Source organism: Dietzia kunjamensis, from assembly GCF_045689975.1.
GTDB lineage: Bacteria > Actinomycetota > Actinomycetes > Mycobacteriales > Mycobacteriaceae > Dietzia > Dietzia kunjamensis.
This window is the reverse complement of the sequence record NZ_CP143297.1, coordinates 19,202-36,711: the sequence shown is the minus strand read 5'-3', so window position 1 is coordinate 36,711 and position 17,510 is coordinate 19,202. Positions and strand designations below refer to the sequence as shown.

The window sequence follows — 17,510 nt, the reverse complement described above, 5'->3', positions numbered from 1 at the left end:
CATGTCCTCTCCCGCATCTGCCTCACCATCGTCGGCCTCACCCGCATCCGATCCCCGCGGCCGGGCGGTGCCCGACAGCCCGCGCCGGGGCAAGGAACTGGTCCTGCTCGTCGCCGCCGCGGTGATCGTCGGGTTCTCGCTGCTGCTGGTCCAACTCGCCCAGGAGCAGGAACTGTCCCTGGCGCTGCTGTGGATCACCCTGGCGTTCCTCGGCCTCGCCGGCGGCGCCCACCTGCTCATCCGCTGGCTCGCGCCCTACGCCGATCCGGTGTTGCTACCGGGCGTCGCGCTGCTCAACGGGCTGGGACTGGTGCTCATCTACCGGCTCGACCTGTCGTACGCGGCCAACGCCGCGGCGAGCGGCAACGACCCGCCCGGGATGGACGTCACCCGACAGCTGCTGTGGACGTTCCTCGGCCTGACCGTGATGGCGGTGGTGCTGTACTTCCTGCGCGACCACCGCGTCCTGGCCCGGTACGGCTACACGATGGGATTCGCGGGCCTGGCTCTGCTGGCGATCCCGGCCGTACTGCCCTCCCGGTTCTCCGAGATCAACGGCGCCAAGAACTGGATCATCCTGCCCGGGTTCACCATCCAGCCCGGCGAGTTCGCCAAGATCCTGCTCATCATCTTCTTCGCCTCGATCCTGGTGGAGAAGCGCGAGCTGTTCACCACCGCCGGCAAGCGCGTGCTGGGCGTGGACCTGCCGCGCGCCCGCGACCTCGGGCCGATCATCGTGGCCTGGTTCCTGTCCCTGGGCGTGCTGGTGTTCAACACCGACCTCGGCATGGCGCTCCTGCTGTTCGCCACCGTGCTCACGCTGCTGTACGTGGCCACCGAGCGGGTGAGCTGGCTGCTCATCGGCGTGGTCCTCGTCGCCGTGGGCGGCGTGCTGGCCTACGCGCTGTTCGGGCACGTCCGTGTGCGGTTCCAGATCTGGCAGGACCCCTTCGCGTTCTTCGACACCGGCGGCTACCAGAGCTCGCAGGCCCTGTTCGGACTCGCCTCCGGCGGCATGGGCGGCACCGGGCTCGGCAACGGCCGACCCGACCAGGTGCCGTTCGCGAACACCGACTTCATCACCTCCACCATCGGCGAGGAACTGGGCCTGATCGGCCTCGCCGCGGTGCTGATGGTCTACGCGATCCTCATCCTCCGCGGCATCCGGGTGGGGCTGACCATCCGCGACAGTTTCGGCAAACTCGTCGCCGTGGGCCTGGCGTCCACCATGGCCATCCAGATGTTCGTCGTGGTCGGCGGCGTCTCCACCCTCATCCCCCTCACCGGCCTCACCCTGCCGTTCATGGCCTACGGGGGCTCCAGCCTGTTGGCCAACTACGCACTGGTCGCCATCCTGCTTCGCCTGTCCCACGACGCGCGCCGGCCGCTGCCCACCCCACGCCAGGCCCCCGCGCTGGCCGAGGCCGCCACCGGCCTGATGCGGACGTCCAAGGGACGCGCCCCGGGCCGGAGGAGCGGGTGAGCGCCGCGTGAACACCGCCATCCGACGGGTCGCGATCGCCGCCATGGTCATGGTGGTGGCGCTGCTGCTGCAACTGACCTGGGTCCAGGTCTTCCGCGCCGACGAGCTGCGTGCCGACTCCCGCAACACCCGGATGCTCCTCGACGAGTACTCCCGCCAGCGCGGCCAGATCACCGCCGGCGGACGGGTGTTGGCCATGTCCCTGCCGTCGGAGGGGCGCTTCGAGTTCCAGCGCACCTACCCCACCGACCCGGTCGTGTTCGGCCCCACCGTCGGCTACTACTCGCTGCAGTTCGCCACCGCCGGGGTCGAACAGACCCAGGACGCCTTCCTCAACGGCTCCGACCCGAGACTGCTGTCCCAACGGATCACCGGCCTGATCTCGGGCCGCACCCCGCAGGGCGGCTCGGTGGAGCTCACCCTCGACCCCGCGGGCCAGGAGGTCGCCTACGAGGCCCTGCGGCGCGGCGCGGGCCAGGGACCGTTCGTGGGCTCCGTCGCCGCCGTCCGCCCCTCCACCGGTGAGGTGCTCGCACTGGCCTCCAGCCCGTCCTTCGACCCGGGCGCCCTGTCCAGCCTGGACCCGGAGGTCCGCGCGCAGGAGATGGCGCGCATCGAGCAGAGCCCGGACCGGCCGCTGCTCAACCACGCCACCCAGCAGTCCCTCCCGCCCGGCTCCACGATGAAGGTCATCACCACCGCCGCCGCGCTCGAGCAGGGCATGGGCCCCGAGACCCCCGTCTCCGGCGCCGACCGCACCCTGCTGCCGGGCACGTCCACCTACCTGGAGAACTACGCCGGCCAGACCTGTGGCGGCAGCACCGTCACCCTGCGCACGGCCCTCGAGAGGTCCTGCAACGTGCCCTTCGTCGAGCTGAGCCAGGAGATCGGCGCGGAGGCCTTCACCGAGATGGCGGAGAAATTCGGCGTCGACGGCACCGCCCCGGACGACTTCGGCATCCCGGTCGCGCCGTCGGGCCTGGGGCAGATGGAGGACGACGCCCAGCTGGCCATGAGTTCCATCGGACAGAGCGACGTCCGCATGACGACCCTGCAGAACGCCATGGTCGCCGCGACCGTCTCCAACGGCGGGGTCCGCATGGAACCGCAACTCATCAAGACCCTGACGGCGCCCGATCTCTCCGTCGTCCAGGGCTTCACGCCCCGCGACGCCGCCCGCGCCCTCACCGACGAGCAGGCCGGCACACTCACCGAGATGATGGTCGCCGCCGAACAGGGCGCCGGGGGCGGATTGCCCGGGGTCACCGTGGCCTCCAAGACCGGCACCGCCGAGCACGGCGTGGACTCCTCCGAGTCCATCCCCTACACCTGGTACATCGCGTTCGTCCCCGGCCGTGACGTGGCGGTGGCCGTGGCGATCGAGTCCGGGCCCGGGGTCGATCGCAGCACCGTCGGGTCCACCTACGCCGCACCCATCGGTCGCGAGGTCCTGGGCGCGCTGCTGGGAGGGACGCCGTGAGTCTGAACTCCGGCGCGGTCCTGTCCGGCCGCTACCGCCTCCTGCGACTCATCGCCACCGGCGGTATGGGGCAGGTGTGGGAGGCCGACGACGGCGTCCTCGACCGGCACGTCGCCGTGAAGGTGCTCAAGGCCGAGTACTCCTCCGACCCCGAGTTCGTCGAGCGCTTCCGGTCCGAGGCCAAGGTCACCGCGAGGATCTCCCACCCCGGGATCGCCACCGTCTACGACTACGGGCAGATCGACGACCCCGCCTCCGGGAACCCGCTGTCCTACCTGGTCATGGAACTCGTGGTGGGCGAGCCGCTATCGGACGTCCTGGCCCGCGAGGGCACGCTGCCGATGCGGCACACCCTCGACATGCTCGAGCAGACCGGCCGCGCCCTCAACGCCGCCCACGCCATCGGCCTGGTCCACCGCGACGTCAAGCCGGGCAACATCCTCATCACGCCCGCCGGGCAGGTGAAGCTCACCGACTTCGGGATCGCCAAGTCCATGGGCGCGTCCGCCGTCACACAGACCGGGATGGTCGTGGGCACCGCCCAGTACATCGCGCCCGAGCAGGCCATGGGCAACGAGACGTCCCCGGCCGGGGACGTGTACTCGCTCGGCGTGGTGGGTTACGAGTGCCTGGCCGGTCGACGGCCGTTCGTCGCCGACTCGCCGGTCTCCGTGGCGATGATGCACGTCCGCGACACCCCGCCGCCGCTCCCGGACTCGGTGCCCGGACCGGTCCGACGCGTCCTCGCCGAGGCCATGGCCAAGGACCCCGGCCGGCGCTACCCGGACGGTGAGGCCTTCGCCGAGGCGATCGCCGACCTCCGAGCCGGTCGCGATCCCCGTCTCCCGGGCGCGTTCATGGCCGCCGGCGCCGCGGCGGGGGCTGCCGGTGCCACCGCCGCGACCACGGTCCTGCCCGATGACGACCCGGGCGGCGTGTACCGGGCCGGGGGTTCGCCCGATCCGACGCGTGCGTACACCCGCACCCACCCGGGCACCGCCGGACAGCCGCGCACCGACGGGCCGCGGCCGGCACGACCGGCGCACCCGTCCCGGCCCCAGCCGGCGCCCGCCGCGACCCGGCGTCAGCCCGCCCCACCGGTCACCTCACGGCCCCCCCGCCGCGGCAGCGGCGGCTCCGGCTGCGTGGGCTGGTTCCTCGTGGTGTTCGTCCTGGTGGCGGCGCTCGCGGTCGCGGCCGTCATCGCCCTGTCCAACGCCGGGGTCTTCGGCCCGGGTGGGATCTTCGGCCGGACCACCCCCACGACGCCGCCGTCCACCGCCCCGGTGACGACCACCACCACGCAGGCGCCCGCCCCGGCACCCGAGCCGCCGCCGACCCCGACGCCGACCCCCGAGCCCGCACCGTCACCGTCCGGGGTCCCCCCGGCCCCCGACCTGCAGGACATGCTGGACTCCCTCACCTCGGAGTTCAGCTCGCTGATCCCGCCCGAGGGGCAGCCCGGTCGGGGCGAGGGGCGAGGTCAGGACGAGGCGCAGGGCCAGGACGAGGGGCAGGGACGGGGCCGAGGCCAGGACCAGGCGCAGGGCCAGGCCCGGGGCGCGGCCGGTGACGCCGTGCCCGTTCCCGCCCGGTGGGCAGGTGTCGACGGATGACCACACCATCCGTCCTGGCCGGGCGCTACGAGATCGGTGAGCCCCTCGGATACGGCGGCATGTCCGAGGTCCGTCGCGGGCGCGACACTGTCCTCGGCCGGGACGTGGCCGTCAAGATCATGCGCCCGGAACTGGCCCGCGACGAGACCTTCTACCAGCGCTTCCGTCGGGAGGCCCAGAACTCGGCGTCGCTGAACCATCCGTCGATCGTGGCGATCTACGACCAGGGGGAGGAGCACACCGCCGACGGTTCGCTGCCCTACATCGTGATGGAGGTGGTCGAGGGCGACACCCTCCGCGACATCGTCAGAATGGACGGCCCCATGGAGGTCGAGCGTGCCCTCGGCGTGATGGCCGATGTCTGCGGTGCGCTGGACTTCTCCCACAAGAAGGGCATCGTCCACCGCGACGTCAAGCCGGCGAACATCATGATCTCGCGCGACGGCGCAGTCAAGGTCATGGACTTCGGCATCGCACGCGCCCTCAGTGACTCCAGCTCGACCCTCACCAACACCTCGTCCGTCCTCGGGACCGCCCAGTACCTCAGCCCCGAGCAGGCGCGCGGCGAGACCGTGGACGCCCGCTCCGATCTGTACTCCGCGGGCTGCGTGCTGTACGAGATGGTCGCCGGCGTACCGCCGTTCACCGGCGAGTCCCCCGTGGCGGTGGCCTATCAGCACGTCCGCGAATCCCCCGCGCCGCCGTCCGCGGTCAACCCGGAGGTGAGCCGCTACGTCGACGCGGTGGTCATGCAGGCGATGGCCAAGAATCCCGAGAACAGATACACCTCCGCCGGGGAGATGCGCACCGACCTGCTCACGGTGCTCACCGGTGGCCGCCCGGCGGCGCCCCTGGTGCTGACCGACGACGAGCTCGACGACGACCAGCGCCCCGACGCCCCCCACGGGTTCACCGGCGCGGGATACGGAACCGGCGCGTCCCGCTGGTCACCCGGTGATGCGCCCACCGAGGCACACGCCCTGCCGGAACTGGCCGGTCGTGCCGCCGGCGCCGGTGCTCCTGCTGGCGCAGCCGGTGCCGGTGCGGGTGCCGCGCGTCCCGCCTCCCATCGCGGGGACGCCCGACGCCGCGACGCCCGACCCGACGACGCTCGTCGCGGGCCACGCGGGGTGGCCATCGCGCTCGCCGCCCTGCTGGTGCTGGGAGGGATCGCGACGGTGTCGATCCTGGCGACCTCGGGCGACCGCGGCGGTGTCGCGCAGCAGCAGGAGGTCACCGTCCCCGAGGTCGCCCAGCGGCCGGTCGCCGAGGTGGTCGAGGAACTCACCTCGATCGGGCTCGAACCCGTGCAGACCCCGGCGCCGCACCCCCAGATCCCCGAGGGGCACGTCATCTCGTCCGACCCCATCGCCGGCAAGCGTCTCGCGGTGGGATCCGAGATCAGCCTCGTGGTCTCGACCGGCAAGCCCATCCTCTCGGTGCCCAACGTGATGGGGATGTCCCCCGCCGATGCCCGACTGGCCCTCGAGGAGGCCGGGTTCCAGGTGGTCCCGGAGAACGAGGCCCGGCCGTCGACACCCGAGGACCAGGACAAGGTCGTCGACACCGAGCCCGGACCGGGTGCACAGGTGCCCTCCGACCGGCCGGTCCGGCTGACGGTGGGCTCCGGCCCCGAACAGCTCGCGGTGCCCGATGTCGTGGGCCAGTCCGCCGACCCGGCCCGCGCGACCCTCGAGGCCGCCGGCTTCCGCGTGGACACCCAGCGGGTCGACGGCACCGCGCCCGAGGGCCAGGTCGTGGGCCAGTCCACGGCCGCGGGGCAGACCCAGCTCAAGGGCGCGACCATCACCCTCCAGGTCTCCGCCGGGAACCGGTTCGTCATGCCCAACATCGTCGGCGACACCGTGGAGGAGGCCCTCGGCAAGCTCGAACGGGCCGGCTGGCGTGGCGACCGCGGGCAACTGGTGGAGCTGCCACAGAACGACCCCGACCTCAGCCGCGTGGGCCAGATCTGGTCGCAGCAGCCGCCCGTGGGCGAGGCCGGCGTCAACGATCAGGTCGTCGTCCGGGTGATCCGGTTCGGGCTGGTGCCCGGCCCGGGCTGAGCGGGCGAGCTGACCGGGCGAGCTGACCAGCCGGTCAGGCCAGGGCGGCGCCGCGGGTCCGGTCGAGCTCGGATTCCAGCCGCACGACCAGCGTCTCCGAGGGCCGCTCGCCGCACATGCCCAGCCAGTTCGCGAGCATCCGGTGCCCCCCGTCGCTCATCACCGATTCGGGGTGGAACTGCACCCCGTGGACGGGCATCTCGCGGTGACGCATCGCCATGACCAGGCCCGAACCGGTCCACGCGGTGGGAACCAGTTCGTGCGGGATCGTCTCCGGCAGGACCGTCAACGAGTGGTAGCGCGTGGCCGTGAACGGGCTGGGGATACCGGCGAGGACTCCCGAGTCGTCGTGCGTGACCTGACTGGTCTTCCCGTGCATGAGCTCGGCGGCCCGGTCGACCGTCGCGCCGAAGGCCTCCCCGATCGCCTGGTGGCCCAGGCACACTCCCAGCACCGGGACTCCCGCGTGTCCACAGACCCCGATCAGCGGGATCGTGGCCCCCGCCCTGTCCGGCGTTCCGGGACCCGGGCTGAGCAGGACTCCGTCGTACCCGCTGACCACGCTCTCCAGCCCGGCCACGTCATAGCGGCCGTCCGGGCCGGCGAGCCTGGGGTCGTCGTTCCGCCACACGTCGCACTCCGCGCCCAACTGGCCCAGGTACTGGACGAGGTTGTAGACGAAGCTGTCGTAGTTGTCGACGACGAGGATGCGCATAGACGCAGCGTACTGCCGTCGCACGGGTGAGCGTCGGGGGCGGGCTTGGTAGAGTGGCCCCGACATCCCCCACCAGTTCGAGGACTCCATGCCCAAGTCAAAGGTCCGGTCCAAGACCGAGTACACCGACGCGGCCGTCAGCCGCACCCCCGTCAAGGTCAAGGGGACCCCGACCGCGCGGTGGTACCTGGTGCTCATGCTCGCGCTGATGATCCTGGGCCTGCTCTGGCTGGTGACGTATTACATCGCCGGTGAGCGGATCCCGTTCATGGCCTCGCTCGAGACGTGGCAGAACTTCGCGATCGGTTTCGGCCTCGCGGTCGTGGGACTCCTCATGACCATGAACTGGCGCTAGCCGGCCCGCCCGGCCGCTCTCCCCGGGCACGTTCCGCCTGTTCCACAGGTTTATCCACAGGTCACCCCCCGCCCGACGCGGGGGGTGACCTGCATTTTCTCTGAGAACGCTGCATCTATGCAGGTCACGGGGCTCTGGTGAGGTAAAGAGGGGTCTCGACCCGCCTTTTCCACACCCCTCACACGCTGTGGAGAACTTCCTCCACACTGGGGATAACGTCTGTGTGTTGACGATGCCGACGACACCGCAGGTCGGGACCGCGTCGACTCGAACGGCAGTCGAACTCCACCCGTGTTATTCATCCACAGTGTGGATAGCGCCTGTGGATAGGGGAGGATGTGCGGCATGAGTGGTGACGCCGTGTCGGGAGCCGGTCCGCGGGCGGCGTCGTGGTCACCCGGGGCCCTGTGGCCGGGCGTGCAGATCCTGCTCGGGGTGGCCCTGGTGGTGATCGGCCTGCAGCGGCAGGATCCGCTCGCACTGCTGCTCACCGGCCCGGCGGCGCTGTTCCTCACCCTGTCGGGTGTGTCCCACCTGGTCCGGCGGCCCCGACTCGAGGTGGTGGACGGGCAGTTGGCGATCAAGAGGCTCCGCCGCGTGGACTTCGTCCCGCGGTCCGAGGTGGTGGAGGTCCGCCCGCTGGGGGTCTCCCGATGGGGGGCGCGGCAGCACCTGCTGCGACTCGAGTACACGGACGAGCGGGGTCGCGAACGACTGGACGTGTTCACCCGGCTCGATCTGGGGGCGGATCCACGGGACGTGGTCGACGCGCTGCACCGTCTGGGATTCGGGGCGGTCGGCGACGGCCGGTGAGGGTCAGACCGCTCCCGGCGGACGACGCGGGGGTCGGACGATGTGGGGGTCGACCGACGCGGGGGTCAGACGCCGGTGGGAATCAGCGGGTGACGAGGAATCCGAACGTCATGGTGTCGGCCGCGAACCACCCGGCGGCACCGACCGACCCGACCACGACGAGGAAGCCGGCCCACGAGACGACCTCGCGGCCCGTGCGGCCCACACGCCGCGGCATCCGGCGTGGCACCACCACCAGAGCGAACGCGGCGACGGCGCCGGCCGCGAGCCCGCCCAGATGGGCCGCGAGCGAGATGCCGGGCACGAGGAAGCTCACGCCGACGTTCAGGACGAGCAACACCCCGATCCCCCTGACGTCGAGGCGCATCGACATCGCCACGATCGCGTACGCGCCCATCAGGCCGAAGATCGCCCCGGAGGCGCCGGCCGTGAGGGCGCCCTGGCCGTAGAACATCACGGCCACCGACCCGCCCAGCGCCGAGCCCAGGTAGAGGGCGAGGAAGCGGACGTGCCCGATGCTGCGCTCGATCCCCAGTCCGAGGATCCACAACATGTACATGTTGAGCAGCAGGTGCATCGGGCCGAAGTGCTGGAACGCCGAGGTGAGCAGACGCCACCACTCGTCCCGGGCCGCCACCAGCGGCGGGAAGAGCGCCGTGGCCTCGAACAACGGCGACGCGTTGTTGGTCAGGAAGCTGCGCGCCTGCACGACGGTGGCGGCGTAGACGGCCAGGTTGGCGGTGATGATCCACGCCGTGACCGGCTGGAGGCGGAAGAATCTCGCCACCGCGCCACCGCGTCGGGTCTGGGTGCTCATGTCTCCCGGTTATCCGTGCTGCGTCTCGTTCGTGCTGCTTCTCGTCCGTGCGGTGTCCCGTCCCCGCCCTGTCCCCGCCGCGTGCCGGCCCTGCGGCCCTGCCGCGCTGCGGACAGACCGACGGCGCGGGTCCGGGAGTCCGGAACCCGCGCCGCCGGTCGACCGGGACCGCTCGGTCAGGAGATCTCGATCGACTCGATGACGACGTCGTCGGTCGGCCGGTCCATCGCACCGGTCTTGGTGGTCGCGATGGCGTCCACGACCTTGCGCGACTCCTCGTCGGCGACCTTGCCGAAGATCGTGTGGCGGTTGTTCAGGTGCGGCGTGGCGCCGACGGTGATGAAGAACTGCGAACCGTTGGTGCCCGGGCCGGCGTTGGCCATGGCCAGCAGGTAGGGCTCGGAGAACTGCAGCTCCGGGTGGAACTCGTCCTTGAACTGGTAGCCCGGTCCGCCCCGGCCGGTGCCGGTGGGGTCGCCGCCCTGGATCATGAACCCGGAGATGACGCGGTGGAAGATCGAGCCGTCGTAGAACGGTCCGCTCTTCTCACCCTTGGCGTTGGCCTGGGAGTAGTCCTTGGAGCCGTCGGCGAGACCGACGAAGTTCGAGACCGTCTCCGGGGCGTGGTTGCCGTACAGCTCGATGACGATGTCACCACGGTTGGTGTGGATGGTTGCCTTCTGCGTTGCGATGCTCACGCCACCCATCCTGCCACGCCGCAGGGACCGATGTCGGCGAGGTGGTGGTCGGTGTCGGGCCGCTGTGCCACCATCTACCCATGAGCAAACGAAGCGATCGCGCCGACGAGCGTAGGGCCGTCAAGCAGGCGCAAAAGGACCTGGACAAGGCCGGCACCGCCGCCCGGAAGGCGTTCGACCTCAAGGACCCCCGCTTCCTGGGCGAGGCAGCAGTCGCCGCCACCCGTGGACCGGTCGGCCTGGCCCTCTTCGGTGCCAGCCGCGGTATCCAGGTGATCCGGGATCGTCGCGCCGAGCAGGCCGAGCTCCTGGGCGATCTCGCCGCGGACGCGAGGCAGCACGCCTCCGCGCTGCGAGAGCAGACGTCGGCTCTGGCCACGCCGCCCCAGAAGCGCAACCCGCTGCGCCGCTTCGCGCCGCTGTGGATCGTGGGCCTCGCCGGCGGCGCCGCCGTTGCGGGTGCCACGGCCTATTTCCTTCGTGGCCAGGGCTCGCCCACCTCGCCGTCGGCGCCCACCCCGACCCCCGCCCCGCCGCGGACACCCACCCCGGCAGAGGCGGCCGCCGAGGGGCGCGACCAGACGACCGGCTCGGCGCCCGCGGCCACGACCGGCCCCGGCGTGACGGGTGACCCCGTGGGTTCAGAGACCGGTGAGGACCTGACGATCGAGTCCGCCGATCCCGAGGGGCCCTCGGACCAGTCCGCCGACACCTCCCCCGCCGCGGGCAGCGCGGTACCCGGTCCGGCGGCCGGGTCCGCACCGCAGCCCTCGGACGACCAGCCGGTCGGAGAGGCGTCCACGGACGGGACCGCGACCGACAAATGATCGATCGGGACCCGATCCCCGACGGCTCCACAGCCGACGACACCGCCCTCGACGACACCGGACTCGAGGTCATCGCGTCGAGCCTGCCCGAACTGGGCCCCCTGGACGTCCACGCGCTGTACAAACTGCGCGTGGACGTCTTCGTCGCGGAACAGGACTGCCCGTACGCCGAGATCGACGACGTCGACGCCGACCCCGGCACGATTCACCTGCTGGCCCGTGCACCCGACGGCGCGGTCGTCGCGACACTGCGGGTGTTCGGATCGGACGCCGGCGACGGGGTCATGCACATCGGACGTGTCTGCACGACGCCCGCCTGGCGGGGTCGGGGCATCGCGGCGCGGCTGATCCGCCGTGGGCTCGTGCTGTGCCGGGACCGGCCCGTGGAGATCGGGGCCCAGGCCTACCTGGAGAGGTGGTACGAGCAGTTCGGATTCGCGCGGTGCGGGCCGGACTATCTCGATGGGCGGATCCCCCATCTCCCCATGCGGCGCGACCTCCTAGGATGAGACCCGGCTCACCCCCTTCGATCCCTCCCGAGGACACACATGACGTCTGACGCTCCCTCCGGCTCGCAGGTCAAGGCTCTCCTCCCGGAGAGCGAGATGCCGACGCACTGGTACAACATCCAGGCCGATCTCCCCGAGCCCATGGCACCGCACCTGCACCCGGGGACCAAGGAGCCGCTCGGTCCCGAGGACCTCGCCCCGCTGTTCCCGATGTCCCTCATCGAGCAGGAGGTCACGCCGGAGCGCTACATCGAGATCCCCGAGGCGGTGCAGGAGATCTACCGGCTGTGGCGGCCGTCGCCTCTGATCCGGGCCCGCCGCCTGGAGAAGGCGCTCGGCACGTCGGCGCGGATCTACTACAAATACGAGGGCACCAGCCCGGTCGGCTCGCACAAGCCCAACACCGCGGTCGCACAGGCCTACTACAACGCCGCCGAGGGCATCACCAAGCTCACCACCGAGACCGGCGCCGGCCAGTGGGGCGCCTCTCTGGCGTTCGCCGGTCAGGCCTTCGGCATCGAGGTGGAGGTGTGGCAGGTCAAGGCCTCGTTCGAGTCCAAGCCGTACCGCCGGATGCTCATGGAGACCTTCGGCGCCTCGGTCCACCCGAGCCCGTCGGACCTGACCGAGGCGGGACGCTCGTTCCTGGCCAAGGACCCCGACACCCCCGGTTCGCTCGGCATGGCGGTCTCCGAGGCCGTCGAGGTGGCCGCCGGCGACCCCGAGGCCCGCTACTCACTGGGGTCGGTGCTCAACCACGTGTGTCTGCACCAGACCGTGATCGGTGAGGAGGCCCTCAAGCAGCTGGGCATGTTCGGCGAGGACGCGCCCGACTACGTGTACGGCTGCGCCGGTGGCGGCTCCAACCTCGCCGGGTTGGCCTTCCCGTTCATCCGCGAGAACCTCGCCGGTGCCCGGACGCAGATCATCGCCGTCGAGCCCACGGCGTGTCCGTCGCTGACCGAGGGCGAGTTCCGGTACGACCATGGTGACGTCGCCGGCCTGACCCCTCTGATGAAGATGTACACCCTCGGTCAGGACTTCGTCCCGGACCCCATCCATTCCGGTGGCCTGCGCTACCACGGCATGGCGCCGCTGGTCAGCCACGTCAAGCACCTGGGCCTGCTCGATTCCATGGCGGTGGAGCAGAACGTCGCGTTCGCCGCGGGCGTGGAGTTCGCCAAGGCGGAGGGCATCGTCCCCGCACCCGAGTCGACGCACGCCCTCGCCGGTGCGATGGCCAAGGCCCGCGAACACACCGGTGAGGCCGGCACCGGACCGTCGATCGTGATCGGCCTCTCCGGTCACGGCTTCCTCGACCTCCCCGCGTACGAGTCCTTCATCCGCGGTGAGATGGGCTGACGCCTCCGAAGACCCCCCGACCGTTCCACACCCTCGATCACAGGAGCCCCCCTATGACCAAGACCATCGACTTCACCGACCGCGTCGCGATCATCACCGGCGCCGGCGGCGGCCTCGGCCGCGCCTACGCGCTCGCGCTGGCCGAGCGTGGCGCCAAGGTCGTCGTCAACGACCTGGGCGGCGACGTCCACGGCGAAGGTGGCACCCCCTCCCTGGCGCAGCAGGTCGTCGACGAGATCACGGCCGCCGGTGGCGAGGCCATCGTCGACGGCAACGACATCACCGACGAGGCCGCCGTCGCGTCCCTCGTGTCGACGGTGATCGACAAGTGGGGCCGCATCGACGTGCTCATCAACAACGCCGGCATCCTGCGGGACAAGTCGTTCGCCAAGATGGAGATGGACGACTTCCGCAAGGTCGTCGAGGTGCACCTCATGGGATCGGTCAACTGCACCAAGGCCGTGTGGCCGCACATGGCCGAGGCGGGCTACGGACGCATCCTCATGACCGCCTCCACCTCCGGCATCTACGGCAACTTCGGCCAGGCCAACTACGGCGCCGCCAAGTCCGGGCTCGTCGGTCTGATGAACGTCCTGGCGATCGAGGGCGCCAAGAAGAACATCAAGGTCAACGCGATCGCCCCCACCGCGGCCACGCGGATGACCGAGGATCTGCTGCCGCAGCGGGTGCTCGACATCATGGGCCCGGAGACCATCGCCCCCGGCGCCCTGTTCATGGTCAGCGACGACGCCCCCACCAAGACCATCCTCGGTGCCGGCGCCGGCGTGTTCGCCGTGTCCCAGATGGTCGAGTCTCGTGGCGTGTACCTCCCCGACGACGCGCGCACCCCCGAGGTCGTCGCCGAGCGCTGGAACGAGATCGCGGACGTCACCGACGCCAACCCACTGGAGTCGGCTTTCGAGCAGACCTCCAAGTACGCCGCGCTCGCCGCCCGCGAGCTGGGCCTGCACCTGGAGAGCTGAGGAAGGGCCGCCGCCCCGCCACCCCGGCACCCGCCGGAGCCCCCGCCGGAGCCCCGCCGTCGAGAAGAGCGCTGGGCGGCGCGGCCAGCGCGGGCGGGGCGGGCGTGGCGGGCGGGCCGCGCGGGCGGGGCGAGCGGGGGTCACTCCTGGTCGGCGAACTGCGTCTCGTAGAGCTCCGCGTACCGACCGCCGACCGCGAGGAGCTCGGCGTGCGTGCCCGACTCCACCACCCGGCCGGCCTCGAGGACGAGGATCGTGTCGGCGGCGCGCACCGTCGACAGCCGGTGGGCGATCACCAACGACGTGCGATCGGCCATCGCCTCGCTCAGCGCCTCCTGGACGGCGGACTCGTTGGTGGAGTCCAACGCACTGGTGGCCTCGTCCAGCACCACCACCGACGGGGCGGCGATCAGCAGCCGCGCGATGGTCAGTCGCTGACGCTCACCTCCCGACAGCCGGTAGCCGCGATCACCGATGACGGTGTCGAGACCGTCCGGCAGCGACCGCACGAGATCCTCGAGCCGGGCCCGGCGCAGCGCGTCCCAGACGAGGTCATCGGAGACCTCCGGCCGCGCGAAGGTGAGGTTGGAGCGGATCGTGTCGTGGAAGAGGTGGCCGTCCTGGGTGACCATGCCCACCGTGCGCCGCAGCGACGACGAGGTGACCCGACGCACGTCGAGTCCCGACACCCGCACCGCACCCGAGTCGACGTCGTACAGCCGCGGCAGCAGGGAGGCGATCGTGGACTTGCCCGCGCCGGACGACCCGACCAGGGCGATCATCTGTCCCGGTTCGGCGCGGAAGGAGATCCCGTGCAGGACCTCCTGGCCGCCGCGGGTGTCCAGGACCGCGACCTCCTCGAGCGAGGCGAGGGAGACCTTGTCCGCCGAGGGATAGGAGAACGTGACGTCGTCGAACTCGATGGTCGCCGGGCCCTCCGGGATGGCGACGGCGTCGGGGGCGTCGGAGATGAGCGGTTCCAGGTCGAGGACCTCGAAGACCCGCTCGAAGCTGACGATGGCCGTGACGACGTCCATCGGCGCGTTGGCCAGGGAGGTCAACGGGCCGTACAGGCGGGTGAGGAGCAGCGCGAGGGCCACGACGGACCCCGCGTCGAGGGCGCCGTTGAGTGCGAACCACCCGCCGAGCCCGTAGACGAGCGCCAGCGCCAGCGTGGACACCAGGGTCAGCGAGTTCATGAACACACTCATGAGCAGCGCGGTCCGGACGCCGATGCCGCGGACCCGGCCCGCGCGGGCGGAGAACTCCGCCGACTCCGTCTCCGGACGTCCGAAGAGCTTGACCAGGGTCGCGCCGCCGGCGTTGAACCGCTCGGTCATCTGGTCGTTCATCGACGCGTTGAGATCCGAGGCCTCGCGGCGGAGCCGCGCGAGCCGCTTGCCCACGTAGCGGGCCGGGAACAGGAAGATCGGCAGCAGCAGGACGGACAGGACGGTGAGCTGCCAGTTGATACCGGCCATCACGGCCAACGTGAGTACGAGCTGCACCAGGTTCGACACGACCCCGGACAGCGTGTCCGAGAACGCCCGCTGGGCACCCATCACGTCGTTGTTGAGGCGACTGACCAGCGCGCCGGTGCGGGTGCGCATGAAAAAGGCGACCGGCATCGTCTGGACGTGGTCGAACACCGCGCGGCGCAGGTCGAGGATGAGCCCCTCCCCGATCCGTGCGGACCACAACCGGGTGACGACGGCGACGATCGCCTCGATGATCCCGATCGCGGCGATGGCGAGCGCGAGGCCGATCACGACCCGGACCGGCGAGGCCTCGACGATCGCGGTGACCACGCGGCCGGCGAGCAGCGGTGTCGCCACGGCGAGGGTGGCCCCGAAGACGGAGAGCACCAGGAAGAAGACGATGCGCCGGGTGTGCGGGCGGGCGAACTGTCCGATCCTGCGGAAGTTCTCGCGGGTGAACACACTGCGGTCCAACGCGATGTTGTTGTTCTCGGCCCGCATCAGCGTGCGCATGGCGGCCTGCTGCATCGTCACGTAGCGGTACTCCTCCCGCGCCGGAGAGGGGCCCCGACGACCGTTCGGTACAACCCGGCACGGGGCCCACGTATTCCGGCCCGCGACCGCGGTGGCGTTCCTCGTCGTCGTCGTCCCGATCCGGTCTTTGGACAAAATCTGGGGTGATGTCTAGACACGGCGGGGGAATTTGTCTAATGTCAGGGGCAACACAGTGGCATACGCCACACCCTGTTGACCCGGAGGTCGTCTGCGATGTCCAGCACCGAGTACATCAGCCCCACCGACGGGGCACCGCACACCCACCACGAGGGGGACGCCGCCGTCGAGCCCTACGCGTGGACCGACGCCAAGCGGTACCTGTGGCTGCTCGGACTCATCCCCGCGATGGGTCTGTTCCTGTCGATGCCGATCGTCGCCGGCTTCAACGCCCTCGGCTGGGGCCTGGCCGCCACGGTCGCCTGGTTCCTCCTGCCCTTCCTGGTGTACGTCGCGATCCCCCTCGGGGACCTGGCGATAGGGGCGGACGGCGAGAACCCGCCCGACGAGGTGATGGACAGGCTCGAGGCCGATCCGTACTACCGGTGGTGCACCTACCTCTACATCCCCTTCCAGTACGCGTCCCTCATCACGGCCGCCTACCTCTGGTCCGCCGACGACCTGTCGTGGCTGGGCTACGACGGGGGGCTCGGGATCGCCGCCTCGATCGGCGTCGCCTGGACCGTCGCGATCACCGGCGGGATCGGGATCAACACCGCCCACGAGCTCGGGCACAAGATCGCCGGCAGCGAGAAGTGGCTTTCCAAGGTCGCCCTGGCCACCACCGGCTACGGACACTTCTTCATCGAGCACAACCGCGGACACCACGCCCGTGTCGCCACCCCCGAGGATCCGGCCAGCTCGCGCTTCGGCGAGTCGTTCTGGGCCTTCCTCCCGCGCAGTGTGTTCGGGTCGCTGACGTCGGCCTGGCACCTGGAGTCCGAGCGTCTCGAGCGTCTGGGCAAGAGCCCGTGGACCCTGCGCAATGACAACCTCAACGCCTGGCTCATGACGGTCGTGCTCTTCGGCGGACTCATCGCCGTGTTCGGCTGGGAGATCGCGCCGTGGCTCATCGTCCAGGCGATCTTCGGCTTCTCGCTGCTCGAGGTCGTCAACTACCTCGAGCACTACGGCCTCAAGCGCCAGAAGACCTCCGCCGGCCGCTACCAGCGCTGCCGCCCGGAGCACTCCTGGAACTCCGACCACCTGGTGACCAACATCTTCCTGTACCACCTGCAGCGCCACTCGGACCACCACGCCAACCCCATGCGTCGCTACCAGGTCCTGCGCAGCTTCGAGCAGGCCCCGCAGCTGCCCTCGGGCTACGCCACGATGATGGTCCTGGCCTACGTCCCGCCGCTGTGGCGCAAGGTCATGGACAAGCGCGTCCTGGCCCACTACGACGGCGACATCACCCGCGCCAACATCCAGCCGTCCAAGCGCGAGAAGATCCTCGCCCGGCACGGCGCCGGGTCGACGGCGGTCGCCGAGCAGATCGTCGCGGACACCGACATCGCGACCGATCAGACCTCACCGACCGGTGAGTACGTGTGCCCCAACTGCGGGAACCACTACTCGGAGGCCGCCGGGCTGCCGCGCGAGGGTTTCCCCGCCGGGACCCCGTGGTCGGCCATCCCCGACAGCTGGCGGTGCTCGGACTGCGGCGTCCGCGACAAGGTGGACTTCCTGCCCGTGAAGTGACCCCCGCGTGCGGGGCTCCGATCGGCCCTCCGCCGCCCGGCCCACGGGATCAGGA

General features: G+C 70.8%; 15 protein-coding genes. 11 read left to right on the top strand and 4 right to left on the bottom strand.

Translation table 11 applies throughout. The annotated features are described in order from the left end of the window. The first annotated feature begins 1 nt into the window (after position 1). From VZF99_RS00165 to pknB, 4 genes are read left to right on the top strand one after another with little or no spacing between them, the layout of a single operon-like run. Positions 2–1,483 carry an FtsW/RodA/SpoVE family cell cycle protein gene (locus tag VZF99_RS00165; protein WP_407335384.1) on the top strand — a complete coding sequence of 494 codons (1,482 nt, stop codon included), beginning with the start codon at positions 2–4 and terminating at the stop codon, positions 1,481–1,483. Positions 1,484–1,490: 7 nt separating this feature from the next. After that, positions 1,491–2,963, top strand: a complete 1,473-nt coding sequence (locus VZF99_RS00160) for a penicillin-binding transpeptidase domain-containing protein (protein ID WP_407335383.1) — start codon at positions 1,491–1,493, stop codon at positions 2,961–2,963. Further along, positions 2,960–4,579 carry a protein kinase domain-containing protein gene (locus tag VZF99_RS00155; protein ID WP_407335382.1) on the top strand — a complete coding sequence of 540 codons (1,620 nt, stop codon included), beginning with the start codon at positions 2,960–2,962 and terminating at the stop codon, positions 4,577–4,579. The genes VZF99_RS00160 and VZF99_RS00155 overlap by 4 nt, the downstream gene beginning before the upstream one ends. Continuing rightward, complete coding sequence (gene pknB, locus VZF99_RS00150) at positions 4,576–6,645, top strand: Stk1 family PASTA domain-containing Ser/Thr kinase (RefSeq protein ID WP_407335381.1); 2,070 nt, start codon at positions 4,576–4,578, stop codon at positions 6,643–6,645. Before VZF99_RS00155 ends, pknB begins: the two co-directional genes overlap by 4 nt. A 34-nt stretch (positions 6,646–6,679) precedes the next feature. Here pknB and VZF99_RS00145 read toward each other — a convergent pair whose 3' ends face one another. Further along, positions 6,680–7,360, bottom strand: a complete 681-nt coding sequence (locus VZF99_RS00145; protein WP_185952167.1) for an aminodeoxychorismate/anthranilate synthase component II — start codon at positions 7,358–7,360, stop codon at positions 6,680–6,682. An 88-nt stretch (positions 7,361–7,448) separates the two neighbouring features. Between VZF99_RS00145 and crgA the strand changes: the two genes are divergently transcribed. Both crgA and VZF99_RS00135 read left to right on the top strand, forming a co-directional pair. Further along, positions 7,449–7,715 (top strand): cell division protein CrgA, encoded by a 267-nt coding sequence (gene crgA / locus VZF99_RS00140; RefSeq protein WP_067716511.1) that lies wholly within the window; start codon positions 7,449–7,451, stop codon positions 7,713–7,715. Between the two features lie 345 nt (positions 7,716–8,060). Further along, positions 8,061–8,528: a PH domain-containing protein gene (locus VZF99_RS00135; protein WP_067716538.1), complete on the top strand. Its 468-nt coding sequence runs from the start codon at positions 8,061–8,063 to the stop codon at positions 8,526–8,528. An 82-nt stretch (positions 8,529–8,610) separates the two neighbouring features. On the opposite strand, the gene VZF99_RS00130 is transcribed toward VZF99_RS00135, so the two are convergent. Both VZF99_RS00130 and VZF99_RS00125 read right to left on the bottom strand, forming a co-directional pair. Beyond that, the gene (locus tag VZF99_RS00130) at positions 8,611–9,345 is read right to left on the bottom strand and encodes a rhomboid family intramembrane serine protease (RefSeq protein WP_154830883.1); all 735 of its coding nucleotides are present in this window, start codon (positions 9,343–9,345) and stop codon (positions 8,611–8,613) included. A gap of 176 nt (positions 9,346–9,521) precedes the next feature. Beyond that, complete coding sequence (locus VZF99_RS00125; RefSeq protein WP_167457879.1) at positions 9,522–10,052, bottom strand: peptidylprolyl isomerase; 531 nt, start codon at positions 10,050–10,052, stop codon at positions 9,522–9,524. Positions 10,053–10,123: 71 nt separating this feature from the next. Between VZF99_RS00125 and VZF99_RS00120 the strand changes: the two genes are divergently transcribed. The 4 genes from VZF99_RS00120 to VZF99_RS00105 are packed head-to-tail and all read left to right on the top strand — an operon-like array spanning position 10,124 to position 13,724. Then, positions 10,124–10,870 (top strand): hypothetical protein, encoded by a 747-nt coding sequence (locus tag VZF99_RS00120; protein ID WP_407335380.1) that lies wholly within the window; start codon positions 10,124–10,126, stop codon positions 10,868–10,870. Then, entirely contained in the window at positions 10,867–11,379 is a 513-nt protein-coding gene (locus VZF99_RS00115; protein WP_407335379.1) for a GNAT family N-acetyltransferase, read from the top strand. The genes VZF99_RS00120 and VZF99_RS00115 overlap by 4 nt, the downstream gene beginning before the upstream one ends. Positions 11,380–11,418: 39 nt before the next feature. Then, positions 11,419–12,741, top strand: coding sequence for a TrpB-like pyridoxal phosphate-dependent enzyme (locus VZF99_RS00110; protein WP_407335378.1), 1,323 nt, complete (start codon positions 11,419–11,421; stop codon positions 12,739–12,741). A 53-nt stretch (positions 12,742–12,794) separates the two neighbouring features. Then, on the top strand, positions 12,795–13,724 hold the full coding sequence (locus VZF99_RS00105; RefSeq protein WP_120285676.1) for an SDR family oxidoreductase: 930 nt from the start codon (positions 12,795–12,797) through the stop codon (positions 13,722–13,724). A gap of 140 nt (positions 13,725–13,864) precedes the next feature. On the opposite strand, the gene VZF99_RS00100 is transcribed toward VZF99_RS00105, so the two are convergent. Further along, a complete protein-coding gene (locus VZF99_RS00100) occupies positions 13,865–15,730 on the bottom strand; it encodes an ABC transporter ATP-binding protein (protein ID WP_120285752.1) in 1,866 nt (621 codons plus the stop codon). A gap of 240 nt (positions 15,731–15,970) precedes the next feature. Between VZF99_RS00100 and VZF99_RS00095 the strand changes: the two genes are divergently transcribed. Next, entirely contained in the window at positions 15,971–17,455 is a 1,485-nt protein-coding gene (locus VZF99_RS00095) for a fatty acid desaturase (RefSeq protein ID WP_407335377.1), read from the top strand. The last annotated feature ends 55 nt before the right edge of the window (positions 17,456–17,510 follow it).

Coding starts and splice junctions, on each gene's coding strand:
- VZF99_RS00165 (WP_407335384.1), top strand. CDS start 2: ATGTCCTCTCCCGCATCTGCCTCACCATCGTCGGCCTCACCCGCATCC.
- pknB (WP_407335381.1), top strand. CDS start 4,576: ATGACCACACCATCCGTCCTGGCCGGGCGCTACGAGATCGGTGAGCCC.
- VZF99_RS00145 (WP_185952167.1), bottom strand. CDS start 7,360: ATGCGCATCCTCGTCGTCGACAACTACGACAGCTTCGTCTACAACCTC.
- crgA (WP_067716511.1), top strand. CDS start 7,449: ATGCCCAAGTCAAAGGTCCGGTCCAAGACCGAGTACACCGACGCGGCC.
- VZF99_RS00135 (WP_067716538.1), top strand. CDS start 8,061: ATGAGTGGTGACGCCGTGTCGGGAGCCGGTCCGCGGGCGGCGTCGTGG.
- VZF99_RS00130 (WP_154830883.1), bottom strand. CDS start 9,345: ATGAGCACCCAGACCCGACGCGGTGGCGCGGTGGCGAGATTCTTCCGC.
- VZF99_RS00125 (WP_167457879.1), bottom strand. CDS start 10,052: ATGGGTGGCGTGAGCATCGCAACGCAGAAGGCAACCATCCACACCAAC.
- VZF99_RS00120 (WP_407335380.1), top strand. CDS start 10,124: ATGAGCAAACGAAGCGATCGCGCCGACGAGCGTAGGGCCGTCAAGCAG.
- VZF99_RS00115 (WP_407335379.1), top strand. CDS start 10,867: ATGATCGATCGGGACCCGATCCCCGACGGCTCCACAGCCGACGACACC.
- VZF99_RS00110 (WP_407335378.1), top strand. CDS start 11,419: ATGACGTCTGACGCTCCCTCCGGCTCGCAGGTCAAGGCTCTCCTCCCG.
- VZF99_RS00105 (WP_120285676.1), top strand. CDS start 12,795: ATGACCAAGACCATCGACTTCACCGACCGCGTCGCGATCATCACCGGC.
- VZF99_RS00100 (WP_120285752.1), bottom strand. CDS start 15,730: ATGCAGCAGGCCGCCATGCGCACGCTGATGCGGGCCGAGAACAACAAC.
- VZF99_RS00095 (WP_407335377.1), top strand. CDS start 15,971: ATGTCCAGCACCGAGTACATCAGCCCCACCGACGGGGCACCGCACACC.